A 15,012-nucleotide genomic window follows, 5' to 3' on the forward strand; every position below is an offset into this window, starting at 1 on the left:
CTACTCGATGTCCGCTCTAAAGCACGCGCTGGTCAATCCACAGATGATGAGCGCAACGTCGCAATCGTCCATCAAACCAACGCTTTCTTCGAAAGCCATCGCCGTCTTCCTGATGGCAATGCAGATGATCATTATGAAATGCGACTTGGCACGATCTGGGAAAAGATTTCAGCCAATCCGACAGAGGCGATGCATGCAGCCGATACGCATGGCTTGCTGCAAAGTTTCAATCTAAGAAAAACGGAACGAACTCTTAGCTGGCGCGATGACGTAGCAGCCGATGAAATTCCGGCTTCACTTGATGATATTTTCGGTGAGGATGGCATTGACGTGGATGCAGATCATCTCTCAATCCGCAATATAACCCCTGCGGCTATGCGCAATGTGCCTGACCACCGAGCCGAAAATCGCCCATGCCGGGATTTTGCCAGTTTTGCAGATCGTTTTGAAGAGATACAGGAAGCCCTCGACAGCGGAAAGCGCGTTGCCACTATTGTGGAAGACCGAGCAATCATCGAACCCTTTGAGGGCGATTTTTTCATTCGCAATGGGTTGCTCGCCTATATTGCTGAAAAGACAGAAATGACATCGCGAGGTGGATCACGCGATCATCGTCTGCGGATAATATTCTCTAATGGTACAGAAAGCGATCCGCTGATGTCTTCATTCCGCAAATCGCTAAATGAGGACAAGACTGCCCGTGTCATCCAACGCGAAGGCCTTGGGCCGCTCGATAAAAAGTGGCAATCAGACAGCCCTGACATTTCTGGCACAATCTACGTTGCAAGGAGCCTTTCGAAAGATCCGGCAATAGCTGAAGTCAGCAACATTTTATACAAAATCGGGGTCACATCGCAGGATGTCAAAAGACGCCTAGCCGATGCACGCAATGATCCGACATTCCTGATGGCACCGGTTGAGCTCGTTGCAACTTATGAACTTAAAAACCTTGCGCGTTCTAAAGTCGAGGAGTTGCTACATCGCTTTTTCGAAGCTGCGAGGCCTGCTGATTTATTTGTTACAGACCGATTCGGCAAAAAAATCCGTCCACGCGAATGGTTTTACGTGTTGCCAGAACATGTGAGCCAAGCAGCCAAACTCATTCAAAATGGAATGCTGCATGAGTGTTATTATGATGTGCAGTCGCAGCGAATAGTTAAAAAGTCCGCTTAAACGACTCGCTCCAATTTGAATTGCTATATGAATGGTCGTCCCTCATGATTTATCCAAGACGCACCGTTTGTTAGAATATCTGCTTTGCGCCACGACCGACCAGCCCTCTGCGTTCATATTCGAGTTTGTCTACTTAGGGGGGGCGCAGGCAGACAGTCCGATGTCCGGTTATCGATAGGCAAAAGCAGACATCAAAAAATCTGGTGCCGCGCTCCGATTTCGGCCCAAGGCCGGCGATGCTGATCGCATGGAATATAAGAGTACCGACAGGTACTGGCATTAGACCGGTCGCAATCAATGCACAATAATCGCTCATTTTGGCTCGCCGATTTTTTTGGAACAAGCTATGGTTACCTCGCGGAAGTGGGGTGAGCGATGTATATCGAAAAGGTCAAAATCAAGAATTTCAAATGCTTTGAAGGTTGGTTCGAGGTTGATTTCAATCAGGGTGTCAATATCATCGTTGGCAACAATGAGGCCGGAAAATCCACACTGCTCGAAGCGATCCATCTATGCCTGACGGGCATGCTGAATGGGAAATATCTTCGCAATGAACTATCTCCCTATCTCTTTAACAGGAATATCGAGCGGGCGTATCTGGAGAGCCTCACCACGAAAGCCCCACTACAACCGCCGGAGATACAGATTGAGCTATTTCTTGACGGTGATGGCGATGCACTGGAAGAACTTCGTGGAAACTGCAACTCCGAGAAGAACGACAAGGCGCGTGGCCTCCTTTTCTCAATCGAGTTCGATAAGAAATACGACGGCGCCTATACCGAGTTGCTGAAGGGCAAAGAGATCAACTCGATACCCTTGGAATTCTATCAGGTACAATGGTCGGAATTCTCCCGCCAACCGGCAATGGCACGCACCATCCCTGTCAAGTCGGCCTTCATAGATTCAACTAGCATGCGTGTGCAGAGCGGGTCGGATATGTACATCTCCCGCATCGTCAGAGAGTTTTTGGACGACAAGGAACGAGTTGCGATATCCCAAGCCCACCGCAAGCTGAAAGACGCTTTCAAGGCCGACGGCAATGTGAGCGCAATTAATGAAAGATTAGCGGAGGCGGCGAAGATCAGCCGAAAAAAGGTCAGCATCTCGGTCGATATGTCGTCTCATAACGCCTGGGAAAACAGCCTCATGACTTATATTGAGGATGTGCCCTTCCACTATATAGGCAAGGGTGAGCAGTGCATCATCAAAACGCGGCTCGCGCTGAGCAGCAAAAAGAATAGCGAAGCCACCGTTTTGCTGATCGAAGAACCGGAAAACCACCTCTCGCACTCGAAGCTCAACCAGCTCATCAGCGATATCAGTACCGACAATAGCGGCAAGCAGGTCATCATCACCACGCATAGCAGCTTCGTCGCGAACAAACTTGGACTGGACCATCTGATCCTGTTACGGGAAGCGAAGGTCACACGGATCAAAGATCTGGACGCGAGCGACTTTTTCCATAAGCTGCCTGGCTATGACACGCTGCGTCTCGTGTTGTCGCAGAAGTCGATCCTTGTAGAGGGCGATGCGGACGAGTTGGTTGTCCAACGGGCCTACATGGATACCTACGGGGGAAAATTGCCGATCGATGACGAGATTGACGTCATCTCGGTCGGCCTTTCGTTCCTGCGTTTTCTCGAACTGGCGAGGGCGCTGAAAATCCCCGTTGTGGTCGTAACCGACAACGACGGGGATACTGTTGCGCTTGAAAGGAAGTACGCCAAATACAAGGACGTCGATCATATCACAATCTGTTATGACCCTGTGGTGGATAAGGGCGACTTGGATCTCGGCGGCAAGCCTTTCAACTATAACACCCTTGAGCCGAAGCTGGTCAAATCCAATAGTGTTGAGACTTTCAACAGGCTGTTCGGTACCAAGCATGATCTCGATAACCTTCATCGTTATATGAAGAACAACAAGACCGAGTGCGCGCTGGCCATTTTCTCGGCGAAGGCGAAAATCAATTATCCGAAATATATTCTGGATGCGATCGCCTAATGATGGGACCGAATAAGCTCGTCATTGCCGCCGCAGGCTCGGGGAAGACCACCTACCTCGTCAGGCAGGCGCTTGCGGTTGAACAAAAACGAGTCCTCATCACCACCTACACGGAATCGAACGAAGAAGAGATCCGGCGCAAATTTTTCGAAATCAATGGCTCCGTTCCGCGTAACGTGCGTATCCAGACCTGGTTCAGTCTGCTGATCGAGCACGGCATCAAGCCCTTTCAAGGCAAGCTGTTCGATTGGGATGTCGCTGGCATGCTTCTGGTTTCGCAGAGATCCGGTTTTCGCGGGCGCGACCGGCAAGGCCGTCCCATGTATTGGGGTGAGGAAGATTTCAGACGCTGCTACTTCGACGGTCGAAATCGCGTGTATTCAGACAAATTGTCGAGGCTGATGATAAGGTGTAACGAGGCATCTGACGGTGCTGTCATCGAGCGGCTTTCCCGTATCTATCCCTTTATTTTCGTAGATGAGGTGCAAGATCTGGCAGGCCACGACCTCGACATTTTGGTAGCGCTCTTCCAAAGCCGCGCCGACGTCGTCATGGTGGGTGATCCCCGTCAAGTCACCTATGTGACTCATCTGGAGGCTCGCCTTAAGAAGTACAGGGATGGCGGCATTGCCGACTTCATTCGGGCGGAGCTTCCCCGAAGGGTAACCTGCGATATTGATGTTACCAGCCTCATGACATCTCACCGAAATAGCACCGCTATCTGCGAAGTGTCGTCGAAGCTCTATCCAAAATTAGCTGCTATGACCGCTTGCAAATGCCCCGACTGTAGGCAACCAACCCCTGTTGATGCAGGTCTTTTCATCGTCCGGCGAAAGGATTTGCCCCGTTATCTCGAGACAAGGCGACCTGTGCAGCTCCGATGGAGCTCGAACGTTAAGATCGCATCTCCCGATCTGCCGGTGCTAACGTTTGGACGGTCAAAGGGCCTAGGTTTCGACCGCGTCATTATTTATCCCACCAAAGAAATGATGGACTGGCTGAAGAATGGCCAATCGCAGTTGAAGGCCGAAACCCGCGCAAAACTCTATGTCGGTCTCACCCGTGCGAGGCATGCGGTGGCAGTGGTATACGACCCCGCCGATGGGGAGGCCGTTGCAGGGTTTACTGTTTTCGAGTAGGGAAATCGCCGAAACATGTTTCCGGAGCCACCTCTATGCTAGAGGCACCAACCGCGAACTGCCCTAGTCAGTAGTAATTGTCCGCTTTCAGGAGATTCAAGTTAAGGGCTCAACGGCCACAGTAGACGCGAAGCCGTCCTTCGTTCCGTCCCGCTAGACGGCAAATTGGGGCCTTTTCCAGCCCGTCCGCTCTATCGCACGTCGTGATCATCATAGTAGTCCTCGGGCTCAAACACTTCGACATCGCCAAGTTCAAGGTCGATGTTGTTCAGGTCGATTTCACATGACTCGAATTCGATCTCCTGATCCTCGCCTCCCAGATCGTGCAACCTGACCGTGACCGTAGCGCGAATATCATGCGTTTCGTCCACTTCGACCGTTCGTCCGCCCATGCTGATTGATTCCCGATCGATGCTGTCCCAAACAGAGAAATTCAGATCGACATGAATGCGCAAGTCGATCTGGAGAGGCAGACTCAGGACAGCGGTTACAACACCTTGCCCATCGGGCTCGCTGGTCTCGATGATGTCGACATCGGCATTGTCTGCCCACTCGACATTTCGTAACTCAGGGCCATAGGGAATGGCCTCCATTTCACCTGACGTTGCATATCCGTTCACATCGACATCAAGATTGGTGACCACGCCTTCTAGTTCGTTCCGGATTTCAGCACGACCATCGCTATCTGCTGCAAGCCAGCCCAAAATCGACTGCCTGACTACGAGCGGTGGATCATTGAGGAGCGCCAGCGCTGTTTCGATTTCCGGAACGAGATAGAGGCGCTGCGATTGTTCACAGAATTTTCGCCAGTCACCGTCTTTGGACACGACCAAGAATGATGTTTCGCGTACACTGGCAGTCGCCTCCAAAGCATGAAGCGCCAAAGCGTCGGGGAATTCGTCTTTCTTCTTGCCCGTACCAAACGGCGCTTGCCCACTGAAGTAGCCGTCAAATATTTCCTTGGTCGTGACTAGGTCCTCATCCGAAAGAATTTCACATCCGGTGTCCTGAACGTATTGCGCCAACCGCGCCTGAGCTGCTGCATTAGCGGTCTGCGTCCCAGTGATTTGATCCAGCAACTGATCTCTGGTGGGCTGGGCCGTTTCAAATGCAAAGAGAGCCTCTCCGATCGCCTTGCGAGCAGTACGGAGGGCATCTTCGGCTCTTTTCTCCAGATGGCCAAGAATCTCTTTGGCCACGGTTCCAGACAGTAGGAAATCGAACGGCCTGCTGTTGAGGATCGCGACAGTTGCAAGCGGGGCGGCGCTAAGCTGGAGGCCTTTCTCGTCGAAAATATTGGTGTCAATCGTCAGCGCTGAGATTGTTTGATTCCGCAACAAGTCGAGTAACTCATTTTCTGGCGGGATAGGCATTAGGTCCGCTTTCAAACTGGGTGAGCGTCGGATAAGTCATCAGCGTAACAACAAGCGTCTGGGGTGTCTACAGAACTCCCAGGCATTCGCTTCTTTCCTGAATGATACCTCGGCCTGATGCTAGTGCTTCGCTACGTGAGCCGCCCTAGCCTGAGCTTCATGTAGCTATGTCAGATCACAGTTACGTCAGACCGCTTTCGGCATACGCCTTCCCGTTTCGGTCATTCGGCTAGTTCCACGCGACGCCCGAAAACTGTCGTTCTTTAATTCGCGAGGAAGACCTGGACCGAGGTCCAGAAAGCAATGGCTGCCATCCGCCCTGCTGAAGTCTTTCGAAGAATACGACGACCCTTTGACCGTGCGAATCTACTTTTTCCAAAGGATTCGGTACCGCTGACATCTTCGTGACGCGCCGCGCCCTATAGCCGATAGAGAGAAACTTACCGTAGATCAGTGCTGAAACCGCTTGTGTTATCCTTGCTATTCTGTCTACTGAAGGGCGGCTTGCGGATAGATTTTACTGTGGGGGTTCTTCACAGGTGAAAGCAATACGGCCTCAACGCTACCTACAGAGAGCCGGCAAGAATATGATGATATCGTCAACAATACGCTAAATCGCGTAGGAGTATCCGCAAGCCACACTATGACAGTCCTTTCCGAAAAGCTGGAGAAGTATAAGAAGGCGGAAGATATTACCGACCTTGCGAAGCTTCTTGAGTTGAAACCATCTCACATCTCATACGCGCTATATAAGCTTGATAAAGCTCCCCAGCCTCCAAAGTACACTGAATTTACTGTGCCTAAACGGAATGGAGGCGTTCGCACGATCAAAGCGCCGCATCCGGCGCTCAAGGCTATTCAGACACGTCTTGCAACGGACTTGCTCGAAATCGAGCAAATTCTCGAAAAGAGCCGGACGAAGCAACGGGATTGCATACTCGCGCATGGCTTTAAGAAGAAGCTCTCCATTATGACAAATGGGGAAAACCACCGTGGGAGAAGATTCGTCTTCAACGTGGATTTAAAGGATTTTTTTCCGACAATAAACTTCGGCCGCGTACGGGGCTTCTTCATCAAACACAAGGATTTCGAGCTAAAGCCTTACATGGCCACCCTCCTTGCGCAGGCTGCCTGCCATGACAACCAGTTGCCTCAAGGGAGTCCGTGTTCACCAGTCATCTCCAACCTCATTGCCAACGTTCTGGACATCCGGCTCAACGAACTCGCCCACCGTTATAATTGCACCTATACCCGGTATGCCGACGATATAACCTTCTCGACCTCCGAGAAAACTTTCCCGGCGGCCATAGGGTTGCGCAAGGCCGGAAGTGTCAACTCATGGGAAGCTGGTGCGAAACTTGTAAAGGCAATCAAACGAGCTGGTTTCGAACTGAACAGTGTCAAAACCCGCATGCAATTCGACTACTCACGGCAAGAAGTAACGGGTGTTATTGTCAACCAAAAAGTGAATATCCCTTCCGACTATTACGCCACCGTTGCGGCCATGTGCCACCATCTGTTTATGGATGGAGAATGCTTCATAATGGCCAACGGCGTGAAACAGCCTTTGGCACGTAATAAGCTTCGTGGCCGCCTCGCGTACATCTATCAGGTCCGTGGAAGAGGTCCTGCTGGCAAACCGTCATCAGAAGATGTCGAAGAAAAACCGAAGGGTGGCAAGCTGTGGGCCAGCTCAAAGCTTTTCGAGAAGTTTGCGGACTACGTAGACCTCTATGGAAATGAGCGCCCGGTACTTTTATGCGAGGGAGTGACAGACAATATCTATATCAAGTCTGCACTCCAAGCTCTCGCACCAAAATACCCGACCCTCACAAACCCTACCGGAAACCTGAAGGTTAAACTTTTCAAGTACACCAAAACCTCAGCGGCGCTGCAGCAATTGAGTGGAGGTACCGGCGAGTTGTTGAAACTTGTAAACACGTACGCCGGCCGTGTCAGAAAATTCAAAAGCGGCGGGAAACAGCCGCTCATCATCATCGCAGACTCTGATGTGGGATCTAAGGATCTCTTCAAAGCAGTTGAAAGCAAGAGCAAGAAGGCAATGGGCTCTCAGTCTTGGTATCACCTTGGATTAAATCTTTATGTGGTGCCCATTCCAAAGAAAGGTATGGATGAGACCCCTATTGAGAGGCTTTTCGACGAGGCGCTTCTCAAGACAATTTACGATGGCAAACAATTCAACGATACCAATGCCGACAAGGACGGCAGCAAATTCTATGGCAAGAAGGTCTTCGCGACAAAGGTAGTCGCCGCGAACAAAGCAACCGTCAATTTCGGCGGGTTTGAACCACTGCTAGATGCGATTGCCGAGGTGATTGAGCACCACAATGCAAAGGTGCACTCCGTTCCCGTACCTACGCCTGTCGCCGCCATAGTCTCCTGACCTCAGTCTTTTGTTGTGTTGTTAGGTACGTGATCGGCTTGTAAGTCTGGAATGCAGGCGCGTTGCTGTCGAAGTGTTACGCCCCACCTGAAATGGCTACTATTACAATTCGTCGACCCAGAAGCGGACTGTCGGCTACCCGCCCCGAGTTGGACATTCTGCCTCAGAAGGCGAAGGGCTGCTTTCAGAAAACGCCACACTGGTTTGCTTGGCGGAAATTGCGCAGAGCCGACACACGTCGCGAATTGAGTGGAACCATCTCGCTACACCGTTATAATCAGTATGTGGCAAGCTTTACGTTCAAGGTGCAACGCCCTCCAGACGCACTTCGCCGATATTGTTTATAACATCTTGTACATAATGCCGCAGCTTTACATAAAGCGGACGTTCAATTTTATTTCAGGCAAATATCTGGCACATTTCAAAATGTTGGTATATTTGTTGGTACAATGGAAAAATCAAAACATAATAATGCTTTTTAAACAATTATTTAGCAGACAATGAATAGTCCTCTTCTGCACCATTTACAAGTCTTCAGACCACTACCAAGGTCCAGAAGCACCCCAAAAAGCCCGCGCAAGCGGGCTTTTTTGTTGTCACGGTTGTTGGTATGACGTGCTTTCTGACCGTTTTTGCAGAAAGCGTTGCTAGCAATGGCGCTTATCTATCCACAGTCCGCCGTCAACGCTTCGCAGCCGTATCTCGCGGGCGAAGTAAACGGCAGCTTTAATCGACAACGAGTTCCTCTCCACCGCTCTTCATCTTAGATCCCCTGCCGAGTACCCGAAGGGTGACACGTAGAATTTTGCCGGATTTATTCTGAAATCCAAGCGCAGCGATGTTTTGCTACTCGCTGAAGCGCTTTTCCCTGCCCGACCACATCAAGCAATAAAAATGCAGAGCTTCGAGTGCAAAGCTGGAACATCCGGCAACGTTCCGGGTTAGGTCTTCATCAAAGCGAACACCCCAATCTAACGAAAGAGGAGACGAAGATGGACAAGACCTTTCCCACCCCACCTTTCGACACGCCCCATCAGCCCAGGCCAGGACTGACGGAAAAAATGGACCCACGGCCTGATCATGGCGAACAAACCTATAAGGGCTCGGGCAGGCTTGAAGGGCGAAAGGCCATCATTACTGGCGGCGATAGTGGCATCGGTCGCGCGGTCGCCATCGCCTATGCGCGCGAAGGGGCGGATATCCTCATCGTTTATCTCGAAGAAGATAGCGACGCGATAGAGACCAAGGCACTTATTGAGGCTGAAGGACGCAAGGCCGTGCTCATGAAGTGCGACATACAACACCCAGCCACTTGTCGCGAGATAGCTGAACGTGCGGTGAGCGAACTGGGCGGCATTGATATTCTGGTTAACAATGCCGCGCATCAGGCGAGTTTCGCCGAGCTGGAAGACATTTCAGACGAAGAGTGGGATCTCACCTTCCGCGTTAATATCCACGCCATGTTCTATCTTACCAAGGCGGCGCTTCCGCACCTCAAACCTGGTGCCTCCATTATCAATACGGCGTCGATCAACTCAGACATGCCTAATCCGAGCCTTCTGGCCTATGCGACCACCAAGGGCGCTATCCAGAATTTCACTGCCGGGCTTGCGCAAATGCTCGCCGAAAAGGGCATCCGTGCCAATTCAGTGGCGCCGGGACCGATTTGGACGCCGCTGATACCTTCCACGCTTCCGGAGGATGCGGTGGAAAGTTTCGGCACACAGACCCCGATGAATAGACCCGGCCAGCCTGCCGAACTTGCCTCCGCCTATGTGATGCTTGCCGACCCGATTTCGAGTTATACTTCGGGTGCCACGATTGCCGTCACGGGCGGTAAGCCCATTCTCTGATACCGTCTGAAAATGGGAATAGAGCGTCGGCTCACCGCCGTGGATCTCTTTCAAGCGCGTATTGGCGTTTTGAGGATAGCGAAACGTGTGGAGTCGGTGGCCGGTGACAGTTCGTCCCAAACAAGCGGGATGGAAATGGCAGCGGCAATTTCCTCGTGGTCAAAGCTCACACTTCCCCGATGAGAGTTCATAGGCTTTCATTCGCCTGTTCTTCACGCGGCACGGACGGACGCGCCTTGCTATCGACTGGTTCATGGCTAAGAGCGTTTCCGGTCTTGCGATTGAGAAGATGAAGAAACACGTTCTAATGTAGAGGCGGCCATATAAAGGGGAATAGGGCACAGAATCTGACCGATTTTCAACGGGCCTTTCCAGTTTGCGCGTGGTGCCATTGAGCGCTGCTCCGTATCATCGCTGACATGAATTGTTGAAATTTCGCGTATCAGGAAAACTCCGGCTCAAGCGATATGTTCGCGCGGTATCAACCCGTTTACGGCCAATTATTGGCCAGGATCGATCAAGGCGATGCCGAATTCAGGCCGAAGTGTCCGCCGCATGGTATTTACATTCTCTCGAATAATGACTTCAAGCGTCGGGGTTACGGTCGCTTCAATCAGATGCCCGCCTCGCGTCTCACCATTGCGCAAGCCCAGAACCGCATGAAGATGCAGGCCCGGAATACCCTTTTCATCAAGTGCGCAATCACCAAGCAGGCTTAAAACCTCGCTCTGTTCCTCGACCGGAATATGCTCGTATTCTTGACTTTCCAGATCGAAGAACCCGAGCGTTGCCCGACGGAAGGCACCGATGGCACTGACGGAGGCGGCAGTGAGTTGTTGCGCACGCACAAAGCCTGTCAGGGTCGAAGCCACTTCCTCGCCGGGATCCAGCACAACGACATAGGTGCGCTGCGCGTCGGTTTCGCTGAGAAGCTTGGATTTCATTGCATTTCTCCTGTCTTTTGATCTCTATATGGAACCGGCGGCAGGCTAAAAGCTTTCACAAGTATACAAACCATCTGCTCCTCGCAAAGTTCGGCGAGTTTGGAGACAGGAAGCTGCGGGATGACCAAGAACACCCCAAAGCCTGGGGCCGACCGGCCAGAAGCCGAAATGGGAAGGCCTGCCGAAAAACCGCTCAAGCAGTTATCCTAGCCCAACATAGGATCGGCGTTACATCGCAGGCCGATCAGGATCGGAGGGCCCGGGCGATGGATGTTCCGGGATCGGTAGTGGCGGAAGTTGCTCGGGTTCGTCCGGACTGAATGGTTCTTTCTCCGGAACCGGAATATTAGTAGGCTCTTCCGGCGGCTTTTCGGGCTCGATATCGGGACGCTCCTGTGGCTCTTCTGGATCGCCGTTCAGGAGGAAGCCTGCGGCTCTATTCAAAGAATATTTCGAAACCAGTTCTGGCATGAATCTTGTCCTTTTAAATGGCTTGGAAGGTGCAATGGTTTCGGCCGCGCAAATGTTCCGGTTATCGAAATTATTCTCTGACAGTTGCCTTGCCGTGTGCGTTATGTCCGCATTTTCTACGGCCTGCCATCTTATGTGGCATGGACATCGCTAATATTAATGCGCGTCATGGCGCGCATTAATATGTCCGTATCCATATAAGGCACATTACATTCCGGTTTCCCGATTTTCGCCCATATCTGGACGATTACCGGTCACGGCAGCAAAAAGCATTTTCGCTGTGGCGGTTATCTTTCCAGGTCCATCCCAGAATTCGGCATGCGCGGGTGAAACGACGATCAGACGGATGTTGGGATCAGTTTCTGAATCCCACCAGGCTTTAGCGAATGGCGTCCAGAGTTCTTTAATTTTCGCTCTGTCGTTCGATATCTGTGCGTTGCCCACAACCAGCAGATAGTCATTTGCGGGTTGGTCGGAAAATGTCAGCTGCACCTCTGCGGGACTGCTCAGATCGGTGACCTTATCGCTGCTTGCGTCGGCCAGAAAATAGATAACCCCTTCATCCTTTCGCACGATGGGGGACATCGGGACTTGATTTCCATTCCATCCATAAAAGCAAACGCGGTTTGCTTCTGCAATCTTCCAGGCTTTTTGCGGGTCTGTGTCGGTCATAGATTTTCTCCTGTTCCAATCATTAACGACACGCTTTTGCTTATGTTCCAATCAAGCCGATATCGGTCAAAGAAAAGCGGCATATGCCCACCGAGTTCGTTTCGTTCGATACATTGCGAAGCCGGCCAAGTATGGGTGCTTCTCCGGTTTAGGTAATCTCACTGCGAAAAAAGTACTTTCTGACCGGCACTGATGTGTGAGTAAGCAAGGAACAAAACTTCCTTGTTCAGGGTTAAGGCTATGAGGTGGCGCGTCGTGTCAACCGGACATGACAGGGATGGTGAACGCAGGAATTTTTCCGGTTTCTTCTTGCGGCCAACGAAACGGCAGACGAGCGCCCTACCTGTCCGGCACGTCCCTCAACTTAGCCTCACGCGAGGTTACTAACGACAGCACGAGGCTGCATAGCAGCTTCGTGCCATTTAGAATTTCACTTTACGGAATGACACCAGGAGGAACCGATGTCTTTTAAACGATCTTGGGTAGCAGCTGTTAGCTTTGCAATAGCTTCGGTCTCGATATCACCCGTTGCTGCCATGCCCGGCAACCAATCAGTTTCGGCGATGACCGATATGACGCAAGTCCAGCAGGTACAGCATAGAAGAAAAAACTTCGATAATCGGCGCGGCCACTATAAACGCTCACGTCATGATGGCTGGCACAATGGCCATCGCGGTTATAGGAATCATCGTCGGGGCTACAAGCGCCATTCAGACGGATGGTGGTATCCATTGGCAGCATTTGGAGCTGGTGCTGTGATTGGTGGCGCGATGAGCAATCAAGGACCGGCAGCCCGCGGTATGGATAACCGCCACTATCAATGGTGTTCATCCCGATATCGAACTTACCGCGCTTCGGATAACACTTATGTCCCCCGTGTCGGTCAGCGTGCAATATGCAATTCACCATACAGCTAAGCAATATTTTGCTTATTAAAGACAAAAGAAGCCCGGTTCTCGCCGGGCTTCTTCATTCTTGACTGATGGGGGTCTTACTTTCGATAGGCCAAACCACCCCAGATACGCCCTTCATCACGGTGGCGTCCACCATGAACGGCACCGATATAGGCGGCGACTGCAGCAACAAGAGCCGAAGCTGCAAGCAGAAATGCCGTCAGAATTCCGGCAATACGTGTTTTTTCCGCAATGTCAGCAGCTTTTTCCTTGGCTTCTTTTGCCGTATTCTCCGCCTGTGTCTTCAGGTCTGCGATCGCTTTCTCCGCTTCGTCGACTTTCTTTTGAGCCTCTTCTCGCGTTGCCTGAACACGTTGGACCGCCTCATCGGTACGCGTCCGTGCCTCTTCAGGGCTTAAGCCGGTGCGAACCGAAACCTCGTTGCTGATCCAGGTTCGGTCTGAGTCAGAAATTTCTCCCGTGCGCAAAAGGTTGGCTAAGATGCCTGTAACCTGGCGCTGAGAAGAAGCAACATCAGATGCATTCGGCGTTTGATTATCAGCTCTAAACAGGGTGTCCGTAAAATAGTCCAAAGGATTGTTTTTCAGACCCTCAGGCAGCATCTGCTCAACGGAAGGAGCTGCTGCCTGACCGGCACCTTGTGCGACGCCTCCTACAGCCGAACCCGCGCCAGATATCACCCCACCTGCGAGCTGCCCTGCACCCTGCGCGGTCGCACCAATAACAGTGCCAGTAGCTTCGACGGCGGTCTGAGCTGCATTACCGACTGCTTTCGCGCCACCCGAAAGCAAGCTCGCGGCCATAAGCCCAGAAGCAAGCGTACCCAAACCCCAAACCACCAGACCGTTCAAACCATCACGCACAGTGGTTTCGTCTCTTGTGGCAGTTCCTGCAGGGCGGCGCATGCGACCGGTAATGTAACCGCCCAACATATAAGAAGCGACCATCGATATGATCACGAACAGCGCCGTAACGACCATCCACACGACACTGATTTCACCGCCCTCATCGATAGAGACCGAGTTGAGGCCTAGGCCACCAGCAAAGGTCGTCAAGACAATAGCCACGCCTGCTGCCACGGTTGCACCAGCAAAAATGGCTGCCCAGTCAACATAGCCACGGTCGGGGGTGCTTTGTACAATATCTTGCTCAACCATTAGCGCAATCCCAGAAAAGAGAGGATAAAGAGGACGATTACGACAAGTCCGACCAAGTAAATAATTGAGTTCATGCTGGAAAACCCTCCGTTGGAACAGCTATCGTATATTTTTCCGCGCGATGGATATCGCTGCATATCAACTCGCCGGGACCCAAAAGGTTTCATTGGTGTTCAATCTGTCGAGAAATGTCTGATATTCCTTTCTGATCACGATCAGCCTGAGATTCGACTTTCGGAACCAAGCCTAGCGCTGTGCCGTTGTGTGAATGAATTGTAATTGGAGTTAGGCAGTGACTAGGCAGAACTCGACCGGACCCACCAGTATTGTCTACGATAGAGATCGCCGCTTTTTACAGTCCACGAAAGCAGCGAACAAGCACCGTCCGTCCATGACGGTAAAATCCGGCACTGGTGGTCGCAGGCCACGACTAACGCCAATCGAAGCAAGAACCGATCATTGGACGATGCTGCGATATATCGCTCTTCATGCGCTCGGCGGGATGATTATTGGTACCGCTATCGGCACTGCATTGATATCATGCGATATAGGTGATCTTGGCACCAGAATTGCACGTGCTGCCAATCCGGTTTTGCCAGTTTTTTTAATCCTCGCGCCTCTTGCGACGCTTTTTGGAGGCGCGGCCACTGCATCCGCCATCATCATCATGGCCTACGAGAAAAAGTACGATGATACAGATGATAACCAAGTTGACGGTCGTCGCTGAAGTCCTTGCTGATTTTTGACTTGGCGGCTTAATGGCGCGGCTTTGCTCGCAAATGACTCTAAGACAGTAGTGGAACGAGACCCGTTTTCTTCAAATATCCCGGACACTATTCTGTTTGGCTTGGAGAGGTTGGCGCAGCCTAAATTAAGGGCATGGATAATGGTCGGTTGCTTGCCGCAAC

At 51.6% G+C, this 15,012-nt stretch carries 12 protein-coding genes; 7 read left to right on the plus strand and 5 right to left on the minus strand.

Annotation, left to right across the window (positions count from 1 at the left end):
* The first annotated feature begins 189 nt into the window (after window positions 1-189).
* From AAIB41_RS07295 to AAIB41_RS07305, 3 genes are all read left to right on the plus strand, one after another.
* Window positions 190-1,173, plus strand: a complete 984-nt coding sequence (locus tag AAIB41_RS07295) for a GIY-YIG nuclease family protein (RefSeq protein ID WP_343312645.1) — start codon at window positions 190-192, stop codon at window positions 1,171-1,173.
* A gap of 375 nt (window positions 1,174-1,548) precedes the next feature.
* Window positions 1,549-3,177 (plus strand): AAA family ATPase, encoded by a 1,629-nt coding sequence (locus AAIB41_RS07300; protein ID WP_343312646.1) that lies wholly within the window; start codon window positions 1,549-1,551, stop codon window positions 3,175-3,177.
* Complete coding sequence (locus AAIB41_RS07305) at window positions 3,177-4,316, plus strand: UvrD-helicase domain-containing protein (RefSeq protein ID WP_343312647.1); 1,140 nt, start codon at window positions 3,177-3,179, stop codon at window positions 4,314-4,316. Before AAIB41_RS07300 ends, AAIB41_RS07305 begins: the two co-directional genes overlap by 1 nt.
* A 191-nt stretch (window positions 4,317-4,507) precedes the next feature.
* Here the strand turns inward: AAIB41_RS07305 and AAIB41_RS07310 are convergent, their stop codons facing one another.
* On the minus strand, window positions 4,508-5,689 hold the full coding sequence (locus AAIB41_RS07310) for a PIN domain-containing protein (protein WP_343312648.1): 1,182 nt from the start codon (window positions 5,687-5,689) through the stop codon (window positions 4,508-4,510).
* 643 nt (window positions 5,690-6,332) lie between these two features.
* On the opposite strand from AAIB41_RS07310, the gene AAIB41_RS07315 reads away from it, so the two are divergent.
* A complete protein-coding gene (locus tag AAIB41_RS07315; RefSeq protein WP_343312649.1) occupies window positions 6,333-8,093 on the plus strand; it encodes a retron Ec67 family RNA-directed DNA polymerase/endonuclease in 1,761 nt (586 codons plus the stop codon).
* 992 nt (window positions 8,094-9,085) lie between these two features.
* Window positions 9,086-9,946 carry an SDR family oxidoreductase gene (locus tag AAIB41_RS07320; RefSeq protein WP_343312650.1) on the plus strand — a complete coding sequence of 287 codons (861 nt, stop codon included), beginning with the start codon at window positions 9,086-9,088 and terminating at the stop codon, window positions 9,944-9,946.
* Between the two features lie 500 nt (window positions 9,947-10,446).
* Here AAIB41_RS07320 and AAIB41_RS07325 read toward each other — a convergent pair whose 3' ends face one another.
* The 3 genes from AAIB41_RS07325 to AAIB41_RS07335 form a co-directional block, all read right to left on the minus strand.
* Complete coding sequence (locus AAIB41_RS07325; protein ID WP_343312651.1) at window positions 10,447-10,890, minus strand: PPC domain-containing DNA-binding protein; 444 nt, start codon at window positions 10,888-10,890, stop codon at window positions 10,447-10,449.
* 228 nt (window positions 10,891-11,118) lie between these two features.
* The gene (locus AAIB41_RS07330) at window positions 11,119-11,361 is read right to left on the minus strand and encodes a chitin-binding protein (protein WP_343312652.1); all 243 of its coding nucleotides are present in this window, start codon (window positions 11,359-11,361) and stop codon (window positions 11,119-11,121) included.
* Window positions 11,362-11,568: 207 nt separating this feature from the next.
* Window positions 11,569-12,084: a pyridoxamine 5'-phosphate oxidase family protein gene (locus tag AAIB41_RS07335; protein WP_343312653.1), complete on the minus strand. Its 516-nt coding sequence runs from the start codon at window positions 12,082-12,084 to the stop codon at window positions 11,569-11,571.
* A 485-nt stretch (window positions 12,085-12,569) separates the two neighbouring features.
* Here AAIB41_RS07335 and AAIB41_RS07340 point away from each other — a divergent pair, with 485 nt between their 5' ends.
* On the plus strand, window positions 12,570-12,950 hold the full coding sequence (locus AAIB41_RS07340) for a BA14K family protein (protein WP_343314699.1): 381 nt from the start codon (window positions 12,570-12,572) through the stop codon (window positions 12,948-12,950).
* A 74-nt stretch (window positions 12,951-13,024) separates the two neighbouring features.
* On the opposite strand, the gene AAIB41_RS07345 is transcribed toward AAIB41_RS07340, so the two are convergent.
* A complete protein-coding gene (locus AAIB41_RS07345) occupies window positions 13,025-14,104 on the minus strand; it encodes a hypothetical protein (protein ID WP_343312654.1) in 1,080 nt (359 codons plus the stop codon).
* 391 nt (window positions 14,105-14,495) lie between these two features.
* Here AAIB41_RS07345 and AAIB41_RS07350 point away from each other — a divergent pair, with 391 nt between their 5' ends.
* Window positions 14,496-14,831 (plus strand): hypothetical protein, encoded by a 336-nt coding sequence (locus AAIB41_RS07350; RefSeq protein WP_343312656.1) that lies wholly within the window; start codon window positions 14,496-14,498, stop codon window positions 14,829-14,831.
* The last annotated feature ends 181 nt before the right edge of the window (window positions 14,832-15,012 follow it).

The sequence above is a fragment of the Brucella sp. BE17 genome (assembly GCF_039545455.1).
Taxonomy (GTDB): Bacteria; Pseudomonadota; Alphaproteobacteria; order Rhizobiales; family Rhizobiaceae; genus Brucella.

What these genes read in the sequence shown, in the direction of transcription:
- AAIB41_RS07295 (WP_343312645.1), top strand. Translation starts at nt 190, where the DNA reads ATGCATGCAGCCGATACGCATGGCTTGCTGCAAAGTTTCAATCTAAGA.
- AAIB41_RS07300 (WP_343312646.1), top strand. Translation starts at nt 1,549, where the DNA reads ATGTATATCGAAAAGGTCAAAATCAAGAATTTCAAATGCTTTGAAGGT.
- AAIB41_RS07305 (WP_343312647.1), top strand. Translation starts at nt 3,177, where the DNA reads ATGATGGGACCGAATAAGCTCGTCATTGCCGCCGCAGGCTCGGGGAAG.
- AAIB41_RS07310 (WP_343312648.1), bottom strand. Translation starts at nt 5,689, where the DNA reads ATGCCTATCCCGCCAGAAAATGAGTTACTCGACTTGTTGCGGAATCAA.
- AAIB41_RS07315 (WP_343312649.1), top strand. Translation starts at nt 6,333, where the DNA reads ATGACAGTCCTTTCCGAAAAGCTGGAGAAGTATAAGAAGGCGGAAGAT.
- AAIB41_RS07320 (WP_343312650.1), top strand. Translation starts at nt 9,086, where the DNA reads ATGGACAAGACCTTTCCCACCCCACCTTTCGACACGCCCCATCAGCCC.
- AAIB41_RS07325 (WP_343312651.1), bottom strand. Translation starts at nt 10,890, where the DNA reads ATGAAATCCAAGCTTCTCAGCGAAACCGACGCGCAGCGCACCTATGTC.
- AAIB41_RS07330 (WP_343312652.1), bottom strand. Translation starts at nt 11,361, where the DNA reads ATGCCAGAACTGGTTTCGAAATATTCTTTGAATAGAGCCGCAGGCTTC.
- AAIB41_RS07340 (WP_343314699.1), top strand. Translation starts at nt 12,570, where the DNA reads ATGCCCGGCAACCAATCAGTTTCGGCGATGACCGATATGACGCAAGTC.
- AAIB41_RS07345 (WP_343312654.1), bottom strand. Translation starts at nt 14,104, where the DNA reads ATGGTTGAGCAAGATATTGTACAAAGCACCCCCGACCGTGGCTATGTT.
- AAIB41_RS07350 (WP_343312656.1), top strand. Translation starts at nt 14,496, where the DNA reads ATGACGGTAAAATCCGGCACTGGTGGTCGCAGGCCACGACTAACGCCA.